This window comes from Variovorax sp. KBS0712 (assembly GCF_006323185.2).
In the GTDB taxonomy this organism is placed as follows: domain Bacteria; phylum Pseudomonadota; class Gammaproteobacteria; order Burkholderiales; family Burkholderiaceae_C; genus Variovorax; species Variovorax boronicumulans.
The window spans coordinates 2,245,985-2,260,055 of sequence record NZ_VCCD02000001.1; the positions used below are offsets into that span (position 1 = coordinate 2,245,985).

General features: G+C 69.3%; 12 protein-coding genes. 7 read left to right on the top strand and 5 right to left on the bottom strand.

The features are described 5' to 3' along the window. Window positions 1-32 precede the first annotated feature (32 nt). Window positions 33-1,034, bottom strand: a complete 1,002-nt coding sequence (locus FFI97_RS10325; protein ID WP_139705239.1) for a hypothetical protein — start codon at window positions 1,032-1,034, stop codon at window positions 33-35. A 330-nt stretch (window positions 1,035-1,364) separates the two neighbouring features. On the opposite strand from FFI97_RS10325, the gene FFI97_RS10330 reads away from it, so the two are divergent. The 3 genes from FFI97_RS10330 (at window position 1,365) to FFI97_RS10340 (ending at window position 6,266) form a co-directional block, all read left to right on the top strand. Continuing rightward, a complete protein-coding gene (locus FFI97_RS10330; RefSeq protein ID WP_139705237.1) occupies window positions 1,365-1,751 on the top strand; it encodes a DUF4259 domain-containing protein in 387 nt (128 codons plus the stop codon). A gap of 221 nt (window positions 1,752-1,972) precedes the next feature. Further along, window positions 1,973-5,071, top strand: a complete 3,099-nt coding sequence (locus FFI97_RS10335; protein ID WP_139705235.1) for a hypothetical protein — start codon at window positions 1,973-1,975, stop codon at window positions 5,069-5,071. A 151-nt stretch (window positions 5,072-5,222) separates the two neighbouring features. Beyond that, window positions 5,223-6,266, top strand: coding sequence for an RNA methyltransferase (locus tag FFI97_RS10340; protein WP_144004420.1), 1,044 nt, complete (start codon window positions 5,223-5,225; stop codon window positions 6,264-6,266). Here FFI97_RS10340 and FFI97_RS10345 read toward each other — a convergent pair. Then, window positions 6,259-7,011 (bottom strand): alpha/beta fold hydrolase, encoded by a 753-nt coding sequence (locus FFI97_RS10345; RefSeq protein ID WP_139705231.1) that lies wholly within the window; start codon window positions 7,009-7,011, stop codon window positions 6,259-6,261. The genes FFI97_RS10340 and FFI97_RS10345 overlap by 8 nt on opposite strands. A 239-nt stretch (window positions 7,012-7,250) precedes the next feature. Here FFI97_RS10345 and FFI97_RS10350 point away from each other — a divergent pair, with 239 nt between their 5' ends. Continuing rightward, on the top strand, window positions 7,251-8,849 hold the full coding sequence (locus FFI97_RS10350; protein WP_139705229.1) for a glucan biosynthesis protein: 1,599 nt from the start codon (window positions 7,251-7,253) through the stop codon (window positions 8,847-8,849). Between the two features lie 25 nt (window positions 8,850-8,874). On the opposite strand, the gene FFI97_RS10355 is transcribed toward FFI97_RS10350, so the two are convergent. The 3 genes from FFI97_RS10355 to FFI97_RS10365 form a co-directional block, all read right to left on the bottom strand. Continuing rightward, window positions 8,875-9,369: a pentapeptide repeat-containing protein gene (locus tag FFI97_RS10355; protein WP_139705227.1), complete on the bottom strand. Its 495-nt coding sequence runs from the start codon at window positions 9,367-9,369 to the stop codon at window positions 8,875-8,877. 134 nt (window positions 9,370-9,503) lie between these two features. Further along, window positions 9,504-9,734, bottom strand: a complete 231-nt coding sequence (locus FFI97_RS10360) for a hypothetical protein (RefSeq protein WP_260684953.1) — start codon at window positions 9,732-9,734, stop codon at window positions 9,504-9,506. A gap of 170 nt (window positions 9,735-9,904) precedes the next feature. Beyond that, window positions 9,905-10,318: an FKBP-type peptidyl-prolyl cis-trans isomerase gene (locus FFI97_RS10365; protein WP_139705225.1), complete on the bottom strand. Its 414-nt coding sequence runs from the start codon at window positions 10,316-10,318 to the stop codon at window positions 9,905-9,907. Between the two features lie 136 nt (window positions 10,319-10,454). On the opposite strand from FFI97_RS10365, the gene eat reads away from it, so the two are divergent. From eat to eutC, 3 genes are read left to right on the top strand one after another with little or no spacing between them, the layout of a single operon-like run. Then, window positions 10,455-11,861, top strand: coding sequence for an ethanolamine permease (eat, locus tag FFI97_RS10370; protein WP_139705223.1), 1,407 nt, complete (start codon window positions 10,455-10,457; stop codon window positions 11,859-11,861). 9 nt (window positions 11,862-11,870) lie between these two features. Beyond that, window positions 11,871-13,265 carry an ethanolamine ammonia-lyase subunit EutB gene (locus FFI97_RS10375; RefSeq protein WP_139705220.1) on the top strand — a complete coding sequence of 465 codons (1,395 nt, stop codon included), beginning with the start codon at window positions 11,871-11,873 and terminating at the stop codon, window positions 13,263-13,265. Continuing rightward, the gene (eutC, locus tag FFI97_RS10380) at window positions 13,262-14,071 is read left to right on the top strand and encodes an ethanolamine ammonia-lyase subunit EutC (protein WP_139705218.1); all 810 of its coding nucleotides are present in this window, start codon (window positions 13,262-13,264) and stop codon (window positions 14,069-14,071) included. Before FFI97_RS10375 ends, eutC begins: the two co-directional genes overlap by 4 nt.

The following is a 14,071-nucleotide window of genomic DNA, read 5'->3' on the forward strand; positions in this document are numbered from 1 at the left end:
CTCCGAATCTTGTTGAATGGCGCGCGGGCGGATCAGGCCTTCGATTGCAGGCGCACAACCTCCTGCTGCAGGAACGCAAGGAAAGGTGCGCGCAGCGATTCCTTCATGTGCGCGGGCAGCGCCATCGGCGGGGTCGAGCCCGTCAGCAGCTGGTCGCCCTTCTCTCCGATCTGCAGCGCACGCACCTCCACCCGCTCCAGCGCGATGCGCAGCGGCGACTCCATCAGGTCCTTGCCGTACAGCGCCTGCGCGGTGAGCGCCACGCCGTAGGGGCCGCCGAAGAGCGGAAAGTCGGCCAGCGCGAACTGCAGCGTCTCGCCCGCGGGAATCTGGAACTTGTCCGTCACCTTGCCCAGCTTCTTGGCGAGCTTCGGGTTGGCGGGGTCGAGCAAGGTGTCGACTGCACCGTGGTCGGCCACCAGCTCGGCCAGCGTCCAGACGCGCTGCTGCGCCTGCCGCTGGCTGCCGTTTTCCGCGTGGTACGCGAGCACCGCCGCGACCGTCGGCGCCAGCAGTTCGCCGCAGCGTTTCAGCAGCACCGGCTCGGGCACGTCGGCCACGCCGGACCAGTCTTTCCACGCCTTGAAGCGCGCGAGCAGCGTCGAGACGAACGAAGGTGCATCGTCCGCGCGCGCCGGCAAGGCATGGCCCTGCGCCGGTGGCGGTGCGGCCGACAGCACGGTGAAGTCGTCCTGCACGTACACGGCCTGGTCGGTCAGCAGCAGCCCTTGCGAGGTGCGCTTGCCGCTGAGCCGGTTCATCGCGTGGTAGCCCAGGAAGAAGAGCGGAATCTCGTCGCCCAGCCACGGCCTGGGCAGGTACATCTGCTCGACCGCCTGCGCGAACACCTGTGGCGCATCTTCGTGGTCGGGGTGGTCCGCCTGGTCGGGCAGGAAGGCAAAGGCCGACAGGTCGGCATGCAACGGTGCCTGCACCTGTTGCTGCACGCGCGCACGCAAGGCATCGCCGTGGCGCGCGCGTTCGGGCGGCAATGCGCCCAGGTGATCGGTGAACGACGAAAAAACGAATGACATGCTGAATCTCTCCCTGAAACCGTGGTTGTGAATGGGTAAGCGGCCCGGCATCTGCTTCCGTGGGCCATGCACGGCAGATCGGCCGTGACCGCGGCGTGTCCTGGAAGGACACCGCCGCAACGCCGGCCCAAGGGAAGTGTTCCCCGGCGGCTCACGGACTGGATGATCACGCGCCCCCATGTCAGGAGCGCGGCCATGCTACTGGGAAGCGTCGCCTGGCATTCTGACGAATTCTGCGAGGCCGCGCGATCACGAGATTCGCCCCGCTAGCATCAGCGCATCTTCAAACCGTGGCCGCACCGCGACACGCCACACACGGGAGTCAAACGAATGGGTACATGGTCGACAGCAGGCTTCGGCAACGACGAGGCACTCGATTGGCTGGCTGAACTGCAGGAAGCCGATGACGCGCTCGCCTTCATCCGCGAGACGCTGGATTCAGGGTCGACCGAAGGCACCGTCGCCGCGGCCGAAGTGCTGGCGCTGCTCGCCGGCCATGGCAGCGCCGATGCACACCCGGACGCCGTCGACTGGTGCGCCGGCAAGGCCGCGCCGCCGGCCGACTTGCGCCATGCCGCCGCCGACGCGCTGCAGGCCATCCTCGACGACCCCGATGCGGACGGGCACGACACCTGGGCCGAGCTGGGCGAGGACGACGAGGACTACCTTGCGTGGCTGGCCAACCTGAAGAGCCTGCAGGTCCGGCTGCGCGGCTGAACCGCGCAGAACGCGCCCGGCGTTCCGGCCAAAGCGCGCGCCGTGTTACGTAACGAGTGACGGCAGCTGCCCGTTTTGCACCATTGGCTTGACAGGGCCATTAGCACAAAAAATCGTTTCGAATCAAAGAGATACGGCGTTTCCGGCCCGCTGCTGACGGCTGAAGTCAAAGGCGGCACGCATGTTGCCCTCTGTAGTCATTTATTTGACGAGGAGGCCGCATGACCACCACCGTATCGCCGATCGCTTCGATCCCCGCCGCCGCCGAAAGCGGCGCCCCCGTGGTGCTTGCACAGGCCAGCGTCACCCCCCTGGGCCCTGTCGCCTCGAGCGCCCCCATGGCCGCGCCCGCCGGGCCGAACAGCCTGGGCACCCTGTCCAACGCCACGCCCGGCACGGTGGTCATGCGCGACGGATTTCGCATGCCGGTGGACGGCAACCAGACCCTCATCGCCGGCGACCGCGTGATCGTGCCCGACGGCGGCCAGGCCAACGTGCTCTTCCCCGGCTCGGCCACCAACAAGGCGCCGCTGGCCGGCGTGTTCGCGGGTGGCACCGACGCCACCATCACCTCGACCAAGCTGTCCAGTGGCCTCGAACAGGTGAACGTCGACGTGGCCGCCGGCAACCTCGATGTCACCTCGCCCGACAGCGACGCGGAAGCCGCGGCGCTCGCCGTGAGCAAGAAGACCGCGGCCGGCAGCGGCATCGGCCTGGGTGAATTCGCACTCGGCGCACTGGGCGCCATCGGCCTGGGCGCCGCGCTGAGCGGCGGTGGCGGCGGCGACGGCGGCGGGTTCCCGCTGTTCGTCTCGGGCATCGGCGACAGCGACGCGGATGCCGATTCGGATGCCGATGCAGACGCCGACTCCGACTCGGATGCAGACGCCGATGCCGATGCCGATTCGGACGCCGACGCGGATTCGGATGCAGACGCCGACGCTGATGCGGACGCCGATTCGGACGCGGATGCCGATGCCGACGCAGACCACCTGCTCGATCCGGGCGACGGCCTCGCCGGGCACCTGCTGGGCGCCCTCGACAACGCGCTCGGCCTGGGCGGCGGTGCGACCAACGTGCGCAGCGCCTCCGGCTCGTCGGGCACGCTGGCCTCGCTGATGCCCGTGGCCGACGGCCTCACCGACCTGGTCGACGACCTGCTCTCGCCGGTCACCGGCGAGGAGTTCAAGGCCAACGATCCCAACGAGTTCGAACCGGTGGACAACGCGGTCGAAAACATTGCCGTTCACGTGGGCGGCGTGCTGACCCCCGTGGTCGACGGCCTGCTCGGCGAAGGCCTGACCGATGCCCTCGTCGGCTCGCTGATCGGCCAGGTCGACTACCTGACCGACGCGCTGGGCAATGCGCTGGAGAACGTGCTGGGCAGCGAAGGCCTGCTCGGCGGCATCACCACCCCGCTGGGCCTGGACGGCCTCGTGGACGACCTGCTCGGCACGGACGGCGTCGTCGGCCAGGTGCTCGAGGGGCTGCTGGGTGACGGCAGCCTGCTGGGCAGCGTGCTCGGCGAAGACGGATTGATCGGGCAGTTGCTGGGGGATGACGGGCTGGTCGGTGGCGTGCTGGGCGATGGCGGCTTACTGGGCGGCGTCCTCGGTGGCGATGGCGGCCTGCTGGGCGGTGTGCTGGGTGACGACGGCCTGTTGGGCGGTCTGCTCGGTGGCGACGGGGGCCTGCTCGGTGGTGTGCTGGGCGATGACGGCCTGCTGGGTGGCGTCCTCGGCGGTGAAGGCGGCTTGCTTGGCGGTGTGCTGGGTGACAACGGCCTGCTGGGCGGCTTGCTCGGTGGCGATGGCGGCCTGCTCGGCGGCGTGCTGGGCGACGACGGCTTGCTGGGCGGCGTCCTCGGTGGCGAAGGCGGCTTGCTCGGCGGCGTGCTGGGCGACGACGGCCTGCTGGGTGGCGTCCTCGGCGGCGAGGGCGGCTTGCTTGGCGGCGTGCTGGGCGACGAAGGCCTGGTCAACGGCCTCCTCGGTGACGAAGGCATCCTGGGCGGCGTGCTCGGCGGCGACGGCGCCCTGTCCGGCCTGCTCGGCAGCGAAGGCCTCACCGGCGGACTGCTCGGTGGCGACGGGCTCGTGGACAGCCTGCTCGGCCCCGACGGCGCGGTCGGCTCCCTGCTGAACGCGACCCCGCTGGCCGGCCTGCTCGGCGGCGAAGACGGCTTGCTCAGCGGCCTCTTGGGCGATGACGGTCTCCTGGGTGGCGTCCTCGGTGACGACGGCCTTCTGGGCGGTGTGCTGGCCGACGACGGCATCCTCGGTGCCGAAGGCCCGGTCGGCGGCCTGTTGAATGGCGTCCTTGGCGGCGACGGCGGCGGCCTGCTCGGCGGTGTGCTGGGTCACGATGGCTTGTTGGGCGGACTGCTCGACGGTGACGGCGGCCTGCTGGGTGGCTTACTCGGCGACGACGGCCTTCTGGGCGGCGTCCTCGGTGGCGACGGTGGCCTGCTCGGCGGCGTGCTCGGTGACGACGGCCTGCTGGGTGGCGTCCTCGGCGGCGAGGGAGGCCTGCTGGGTGGCGTCCTCGGCGGCGAGGGAGGCCTGCTCGGCGGCTTGCTGGGTGACGAAGGCCTTCTGGGCAGCCTGCTCGGCGGCGGCGACGGCGGATTGCTTGGCGGCGTGCTGGGTGATGACGGCTTGCTGGGCGGTGTCCTCGGCGGCGACGGCGGTCTGCTCGGCGGCGTGTTGGGTGACGACGGCCTGCTGGGCGGTGTCCTCGGCGGCGACGGCGGTCTGCTCGGCGGCGTGCTCGGTGACGACGGCCTCCTGGGTGGTGTCCTCGGTGGTGACGGTGGTCTGCTCGGTGGCGTGCTCGGTGACGACGGCCTCCTGGGTGGTGTCCTCGGTGGTGACGGCGGTCTGCTCGGTGGCGTGCTGGGCGACGACGGCCTGCTGGGCGGCGTCCTCGGTGGCGGCGAAGGCGGCTTGCTCGGCGGCATCGTCGGCGAAGACGGCCTCGTGGGCAGCCTGCTCGGCAGCCTGCTCGGAGGCAAGGCCCCCGTCGCGGACATCCTGGAGCCGGTGTCGTCGGTGCTCTGCCATGCAAGCGATGCCGTGGCACCGGTCGTGGCCGAGGCCACGCAAGCCGCATCCGGCGCCGCGGTGCCCGCAGCCGACATCCTGGCCGGCGCCAGCTCGGCGGTTGCCCCGGTGGTCGCGGAAGTGGTGAACACCGTCGAGCACGCGGTCACGCCGCTGGTCTGCGAGGTCGTGGCCCCGATCACCAGCCTGCTCGACCACAGCGGCACGGGCTCCGCGCTGGCGCCCGTGACGAACATCCTGCACGGCCTGCTGGGCTGACCGAAGGCAGGAGGGCCGGCAACGGCCCACCCCTTCGCACGCTTTCTCGCGCACCGCAGGCGCGGCGCCCGTCCCGGCGCGCCGCGCCGCGCCTTCGCATGCCCGCCGTGCACAATCGGCGCTCCCCGAGCCCCTCTGCCCCACGCCGCGCATGCGAATCCACGAACTGAAACGACGACTCCGCGAGGCCGGGGCCGGCCCCAGCCACGAGCAGCGCATCCTGCGGCTGTGGTCGCACGCGCTGCCACGCAACAGCGGCAGGCGCCTGCCGGCCACCTTCTTCCCGTCGTCGCTGATGGAGGCCCTGCCGGCCATCGAGGCCGAACTGGCGGGCCTGGCGCGGATCCATGCGGTTCACCCCGGCGCGGACGGCTCCGAGCGGCTGCTCGTTGCGCTGGCCGACGGCCAGACGGTCGAAAGCGTGCTGCTGCCACGCGATGGGCTGTGCGTCTCGTCGCAGGTCGGCTGCGCCGTCGGGTGCCAGTTCTGCATGACGGGCCGTGACGGCCTGCTGCGCCAGGTCGAAAGCGCCGAAATCATTGCGCAGGTCGCTCTCGCGCGCCTGCGCCGGCCGGTGCGCAAGGTGGTGTTCATGGGCATGGGCGAGCCGGCGCACAACCTGGACAACGTGATCGAAGCGATCGAGTTGCTCGGCACCGTGGGCAACATCGGCCACAAGAACCTGGTGTTCTCCACCGTCGGCGATCCGCGCGTGTTCGAGCGGCTGCTGCAGGCGCGCGTGCGGCCCGCGCTGGCGCTCTCGCTGCACACGACCAATGCCGAGCTGCGCAAGAAGCTCCTGCCGCGCGCGCCGAACCTGACGCCCGAAGCCCTCATTGACGCGGGCGAGCACTACGCCCGCGCCACCGGCTACCCCATCCAGTACCAGTGGACGCTGCTCGAAGGCGTGAACGACGGCCCCGAGGAAGTCGAAGGCATCGTGCGGCTGCTGTCGGGCAAGTACGGCGTGCTGAACATGATCCCGTTCAACACGGTGGAGGGCGTGGACTTCGGCCGCCCGTCGCGCGAGCGCTGCGAGCAGATGGCCCGCACGCTGCACGAACGCGGCATCCTCACGAAGCTGCGCTACTCGGCCGGCCAGGACGTCGACGGCGGCTGCGGCCAGCTGCGGGCGCGCGCGGCCGAGGTGCGGGTGACGGTGCCGATCCGCCGCGCCGACGACCGGCTCAGCTGAGCGAGGCCATCCAGTCCCACACCGCGCCGGGTGCCTCGACCATCACGTTGTGGCCATGCGGGCCGAGGTCGCGAGCGTCGGGGTCGAGGGAGCGGGTCTGCTCCATCGTCACCAGCGCGTCGTGCCGGCCCTGGCCGAGATGAACCGGGCAGCGCGCCAGGCCGACCAGTTCGGACAGCGGCGGCTTGCCCACGGCATTGGCGCGCGGGTCCATGGCGAGGCGCCATCCCTCGTCCTCTTGCGTCACGCCGCGCGCCACGACGGGCGCCGTCGCGTCGGCGATCGCGGCCAGGCCGGAGACCTTCAGGTAGCGGTCCCGTGCCTCTTCTTCTGTCGCGAAACGCTTGGCAGGCTGCATCGCCAGGGTCTCCATGCGGCGGACCTCTTCATCGCTCCATGCGACCTTGATGCCCGCCGCGAACACCGCTTGCGGCACGACGCCGAACCATCCCGTCGCGAGCGCCAGGCCGATCACGCCGCCCAGTGAATGGCCGAGCACCACGAGGCGGCCTTCGGGCTGCAGATGCGGCAGCACCGCACGCGCCACGGTGGCGGCGTGCTGGCCGATGGCGTAGGAGGCCTGCCGGTCCGATGCGCCGTGCCCGGGCAGGTCGAGCGCCAGCCAGCGACCGCGCCAGCGCGCACCGGCCTGCGCGCACAGCGGCGCCCACACCGCGCCTGTCGCGCCCATGCCATGCAGCAGCACCAGCAGGTCCGCGCCTTCGCCGCCTTGTTCCGTGTACATGTCCTTTGTCTCCTGGCACTTTCGATGGCGCGAGAATACCCGGCGACGCCCCGAAAAGGGCCCGATCGGCACCCGCTGCTGCAAGACAGCGCGGGGCCTTGTCCGGCCCCGTTTGCGCGGAATGGCTGACGCGCCGTACCCTGTGGTCCGGGGCATGCTTGGCGTTGTTTTTCCCCCGTCTCCCCGACGCTTCTCTTTTCCCTTCTCCTCCAAAGGCTTTCGCCGCCCCTCAAGAACCCATGCTTGATCGCCGATCCTTCCTCGCCGCCGGCAGTGCCGCCGCCGCACTCGCCGCCCTGGGACTGCCCGAAGAGGCGCTGGCCGCCAACGGCCTGCAACTGAGCCAGCCGGCGCCCTTTTCCTTCGATGCGCTCGTCGCGCAGGCCAAGCGCCTCGCGGCCCGCCCCTACACCGCCGCCGCGCCGCTGGCGCCGCAGGTGCTGGAGCGCATTGACTACGACGCGCACGGCAAGATCCGCTTCGACCCCGCCAACGCCCTCTTCCGCGACGGGCCCGGCGCCTTTCCGGTCACCTTCTTTCACCTCGGCCGCTTCTTCCAGACGCCGGTGCGCATGCACGTGCTGGAGACCGCCGGCGGCGACAGCTTTGCGCGCGAGGTGCTCTACAGCCCCACGTACTTCTCGATGCCCGCCGACAGCCCCGCGCGCGCCCTGCCCGACGGCGCTGGCTTCGCGGGCTTTCGCCTGCAGGAAAGCCGTCTGGGCGACCAGGGCAAGCTCGATTGGCAGAAGAACGACTGGGTCGCCTTTCTCGGCGCCTCGTACTTCCGCGCCATCGGCGAGCTCTACCAATACGGCCTGTCGGCGCGCGGCATCGCGCTCGACGTCGCGGTGCCCGACAAGCCCGAGGAGTTCCCGAACTTCACGCGCTTCTATTTCGAGACACCCGCTGCGGGCAACACCACCTCGATGACCGTCTACGCGCTGCTCGAGGGGCCGAGCGTCACCGGCGTGTTCAAGTTCGTCATGCAGCGCGGCAAGGCCGTGATCATGGACATCGACGCGCGCGTGTTCCTGCGCCGCGACGTGTCGCGCCTGGGCCTGGTGCCGCTCACGTCGATGTACTGGTACTCGGAAACCATCAAGCCCACCGCCATCGACTGGCGCCCCGAGGTGCACGACTCCGACGGCCTCGCGATCTGGAACGGCGCGGGCGAGCGCATCTGGCGCCCGCTCAACAACCCCACGCAGACCCGCGCCTCCGCCTTCGCCGACACCCGGCCGCGCGGCTTCGGCCTGCTGCAGCGCGACCGCAACTTCGACCACTACCAGGACGGCGTCAACTACGAGAAGCGCCCCAGCCTGTGGATCGAACCGCTGGGCGACTGGGGCGAAGGCTCGGTGCAGCTCATCGAGATCCCGACGGACGACGAGATCCACGACAACACCGTCGCCTTCTGGGTGCCCAAGGCCGATGCAAAAGCCGGCGCGAGCTACAGCCTGCAGTACCGGCTGCACTGGACCGACCAGGAGCCCTTTCCGTCACCGCTCGCGCGCTGCGTCGCCACCCGCATCGGCCGCGGCGGCCAACCGGGCCAGCCACGGCCGCAGGGCGTGCGCAAGTTCATGGTGGAGTTCATCGGGCAGCCGCTCACCACGGTGCCCTTCGGCGTGAAACCCGAACTGGTGCTCACCGCGCCGCGCGGCAAGTTCTCCTACGTCTTCGCCGAAGCCGTGCCGAATGGCGTGCCGGGCCACTGGCGCGCACAGTTCGACTTCACGCCCGAGGGCACGGAGCCGGTCGACATGCGGCTGTATCTGAAGAACGGGGACCAGACGTTGACGGAGACCTGGCTGTATCAGTACCAGCCGGGGTGAGTGGGGACGGCTGCATCCTGCAGCCTCAGTTGATTCGTGCGTTGGTCAGTTCCATGTCTTCAAACTGACTGCCTGTGAAGTCAACCTGCTCGCCCTGCAGGTTGGTCGCACTCACCTGCGTGCCTCGGCATTCGAGCAACTTCAAACGCGACCACTGGCTCGCATCGAAATTGAGTGCGGTCCAGTTGCACCGGGTGAAGGTGCAGTCGCTGAGCGTGCTGGCTTTCAACTGTGAGGCGCTGAAAGTGCAGTCCACGAAGGTGCATCCGCTGATCGCGATGCGCTGCATGTCGCACTGGCTGAAAGAGCAACCGCTGAACTGGCATGCGGTCCAGACGGCATCTTGAAAAGTGGTCGCAGTGAAGCTGCTGCCACTGAAGGCGCTGGACGAGAAGGTGATCAGGTTGAGGTCCAGGCCGGCGTAGGCCTTGCCATCGCTCTGGCCGGAAAGACCCGCCGGCGCACCGCCTGCGCCTTTTCGCCACTTGTCGTGGTCCTCGATGATTTGTTTGGCGCTCATGGTGCTCTCAACCTGTCCGACCGCACATGACGAAACACACGAACGCCCAATAGAGCCCGCAAAGCACGACGAGGAGCGCAAGAACCACCCACAGGATGGTTCCAGCCACCGATCCTGGCTTTTTCTTTTCCTGCTTAGCCATGTTGGACAACTCCCTGCGCATTGCGGCCGAGATCGGCAGCCTCGCTCGCGCCAAGGTTGAGTGCGTCGGGGCTCTTGAGCAGCAGCTCGTACTCGAACAAGCGGTTGACGCCTTCGCGTCCCGACAAACGAACCGGCTTGAGCGCCGGCCGCCCCAGAAACACCGGAACGGCGGTGCTGTTGATGTCGAGCGTGCGCGTTGGCGCAGCACTGAATGCGGACATGTATTCCTCCCAGAAGCCGCTCCTGTGGATCAGGAGTCAGGCGGCGGATTGTGGGAGGCCCATGTGCGCAAAAACAGGGGGAAAGAATCGGGCAACTATTGCGTGGCGAGCAGCGTGATGGACTGCACGCACCGCCCATTGCCCAAGCCGGCTCCAACCGGCTGCGACCACTATTTCTTCGTGACCGACACCAGCTCGACTTCGAAATTCAGCGTCGCATTCGGCGGAATCAGGCCGTTGCCCGCACCGCGCGCACCGTAAGCAATCGACGCGGGGCAGGTCAGCTTGGCCTTGCCGCCCGGCTTCATCTTCTGCACGCCTTCGGTCCAGCAGGGGATCACGCCGTTGAGCGGGAACTCGGTGGGTTCGCCGCGCTTGTACGAGCTGTCGAACTCCTTGCCGCTGTCGGGGAAGGTGCCGCGGTAGTGCACCTTGACCACGTCGGTGGCGGCGGGCGATGCGCCGGTGCCTTCCTTGAGCGACTGGTAGATCAGGCCGCTGGGCGTGGTGACTGCCGCGGACTGCGCAAAGGCTGCGGGAATGGCAAATACGGACACGAGCGCGGCACAGACAAATGACTTCACGAAACACCTCGGTGGTTGAAAAGCTGCCGATTATGGACAGCCCCCGTGAAGCCGCCTGTACGCCGATGTATCCGATGGAACGGCCCTTGCTTTGGGAGGGGTGCACTGTCACCATCCGCCCAGAGAGGAAGCCCCCATGCGCTCCAACGACGCTCCGCCGGCCCCCGTCGCCGGCACCGGTCATCTCAAGAAAGTCCTCGGTCCCGTCCAGTTGTGGGGCATCGCGGTCGGCCTCGTCATCTCGGGTGAATACTTTGGTTGGAGCTACGGCTGGAACACGGCCGGCACGCTCGGCTTCCTGGTCGCCACCGTGCTGGTGGCGACGATGTACACGACCTTCATCTTCAGCTTCACCGAGCTGTCGACCGCCATCCCGCACGCGGGCGGCCCCTTCGCCTATGCGCGGCGCGCCTTCGGGCCGCGCGGCGGTTTCGTGGCCGGCTTCGCGACGCTGATCGACTTCGTCTTCGCGCCGCCGGCCATCGCGCTGGCGATCGGCGCCTACCTCAACGTGCAGTTCCCGGGCATCAACCCGAAGTGGTTCGCGGTGGGGGCCTACGTGGTCTTCATCGGGCTGAACTGGATCGGCATCGGCATCGCAGCGGCGTTCGAGCTGTTCGTCACGGTGCTCGCGATCTTCGAGCTGTTGGTGTTCATGGGCGTGGTCGCGCCAGGCTGGTCGATGGCGAACTTCGTGGCCAACGGATGGGCCGGCGGCAATGTGCTGAACGGCGCGGCGGTGTCGGGCATCTTCGCGTCGATCCCGTTCGCGATCTGGTTCTTCCTGGCCATCGAGGGCGCGGCCATGGCGGCGGAAGAGGCGCGCGATCCGCACCGCACCATTCCGCTGGCCTACACCACCGGCATCGTCACGCTGGTGCTGCTGGCCTTCGGCGTGATGATCTTCGCGGGCGGCGTGGGCGACTGGCGCCAGCTCGCGAACATCAACGACCCGCTGCCACAGGCGATGAAGGCGGTGGTGGGCGCCAACAGCGGCTGGTTGCACATGCTGGTGTGGATCGGCCTGTTCGGCCTGGTCGCCTCGTTCCACGGCATCCTCATGGGCTACTCGCGCCAGATCTTCGCGCTCGCGCGCGCCGGCTACCTGCCGGCCTACTTCGCCGGCCTGAGTCCGCGCTTCGACACGCCGCACCGCGCGCTGCTGGCCGGTGGCGTGATCGGCATCGCCGCCATCTTCAGCGACGAGTGGGTGCAGTTCGGCGGACAGACGCTCACGGCCAACATCGTGACCATGGCCGTGCTCGGCGCGATCGTGATGTACCTGGTCTCGATGGCCGCCCTGTTCAAGCTGCGGCGCACCGAGCCCGACCTGCTGCGCACCTACCGCGCGCCCTTCTACCCCCTGTTCCCGGCCGTCTCGCTCGGGCTCGGCCTGGTGTGCCTGGGCGCGATGGTCTGGTTCAACCCGATGCTCACGGTGCTGTTCCTCGTGCTGATGGCGGCCGCCTACGGCTACTTCCTGCTCACCTCGGCGCAGCGCGACGCCGCCGCGCCGGACGCGATGTTGTCTTCCACGCCCTGACAAACAAAGATGCGCTACCGCACCACCATTGCCGGCCAGGGCTTCGCCTTCGACGATCTGCGACAGGTGCTCGCCTGCGCCAGCCCCGCGCGCTCGGGCGACTACCTCGCGGGCCTGGGCGCTGCCACCGCGCAGCAGCGCATGGCGGCGCGCCACGTGCTGGCCGACACGCCGCTGAAGCAGTTCCTCACCGAGGCGCTGATTCCCTACGAGCAGGACAACATCACGCGGCTGATCATCGACACGCACGACGCGCAGGCCTTCGCGCCGGTCGCGCACCTCACGGTCGGCGATTTCCGCAACTGGCTGCTGTCCGAGCAGGCCACCACAGAGGCACTCGCCGCGCTCGCACCAGGCCTCACGCCCGAGATGGTGGCGGCCGTGTCCAAGCTCATGCGCAACCAGGACCTGGTCGCGGTCGCGAAGAAGTGCCACGTGGTCACGCGCTTTCGCGACACCATCGGCCTGCCCGGCCACTTGGCCGTGCGCCTGCAACCCAACCACCCCACCGACGACCTGCGCGGCGTGGCCGCCTCCACGCTCGACGGCCTGCTGTACGGCGCGGGCGACGCGGTGATCGGCATCAACCCCGTGTCCGACAGCCTGCCGGTGCTCGGGCGCCTGCTGCACATGCTCGACGAGGTGATCCAGCGCTTCGAGATCCCCACGCAAAGCTGCGTGCTCACGCACGTGACCAACACGCTGAAGCTCGCCGAGGCCGGCGCGCCGGTGGATCTCGTGTTCCAGTCGATCGCGGGCACCGAGAAAGCGAACCTTTCGTTCGGCGTGACGCCCGCGCTGCTCGACGAGGCCCACGCCGCGGCGCAGTCGCTTGCGCGGGGCACCGTCGGCAACAACCTCATGTACTTCGAGACCGGCCAGGGCAGCGCACTCTCGGCCAACGCCCACTTCGGCGTCGACCAGCAGACCTGCGAGGTGCGCGCCTATGCGCTGGCGCGGCGCTACCAGCCGCTGCTCATCAACACCGTGGTCGGCTTCATCGGCCCCGAGTACCTGTACGACGGCAAGCAGATCATCCGCGCCGGGCTCGAAGACCACTTCAGCGGCAAGCTGATGGGCCTGCCGATCGGCTGCGACATCTGCTACACCAACCACGCCGAAGCCGACCAGGACGACATGGACACGCTGCTCGTGCTGCTGGGCACGGCGGGCATCAACTTCATCATGGGCATCCCGGGCGCGGACGACGTGATGCTCAACTACCAGAGCACCTCGTTCCACGACGCCCTCTTCCTGCGCGAAACGCTGGGCCTGAAGCGCGCGCCCGAGTTCGAGGCCTGGCTGCAGCGCATGCAGATCACCGACACCACCGGGCGGCTCGCACCGCCCACGGCCAACCGGCTGCTCAGCGACATGGGCGGGCTCTCCGCGCTGGCGCCATGAGCGATTCGCCGGTCACCCCCAACCCCTGGGCGCAATGGCGCGCCGCCACGCCCGCGCGGCTCGCGCTGGGCCGCGCCGGTGCCGGCATGCCCACCGACGAGACGCTGCGCTTCGGCTGGGCCCACGCGATGGCGCGCGACGCGATCCATGCGGCGCTCGATGTCGACGCGCTCGATGCCGCATTGCGCGCCGACCGATGGCAAGTGAACCGCGTGCACAGCCGCGCCCCCGACCGCACCACCTACCTGCGCCGCCCCGACCTGGGCCGCCAGCTCGACGCGGAAGATGCCGCGCGCCTGCGCGACGAGCGGCCTGCGGGCGGCTGCGACGTCTGCCTCGTGATCGGCGACGGCCTCTCCTCCCTCGCCGTCGCCCGCCACGCCGTGCCGCTGCTCGCGGCGCTGCGCCCGCAATTGCCGCCCGGCACGCGCCTGTCGCCCGTGTTCATCGCCACCCAGGCGCGCGTGGCGCTGGCCGACGAACTGGGCGAAGCGGTCGGCGCGGTGCTGTCGGTCATGCTCATCGGCGAGCGCCCGGGCCTGAGCTCGCCCGACAGCCTCGGCATCTACCTGACCCATTCGCCACGCCGCGGCCGGCACGACGCCGAACGCAACTGCATCTCGAACGTGCGACCCGAGGGGCTGTCGTACGCGCAGGCCGCCTTCAAGCTTGCGTGGCTGGTGCGCGAGTCGCTGCGCCGGGGGTTGAGCGGGGTGGAGCTCAAGGACGAGAGCGACCTGGCTGTGCTGGCTGCAGGCCCGGACGCCGTTGCCTATGATCCCGGGACCGATCCCCAGGAGACATAG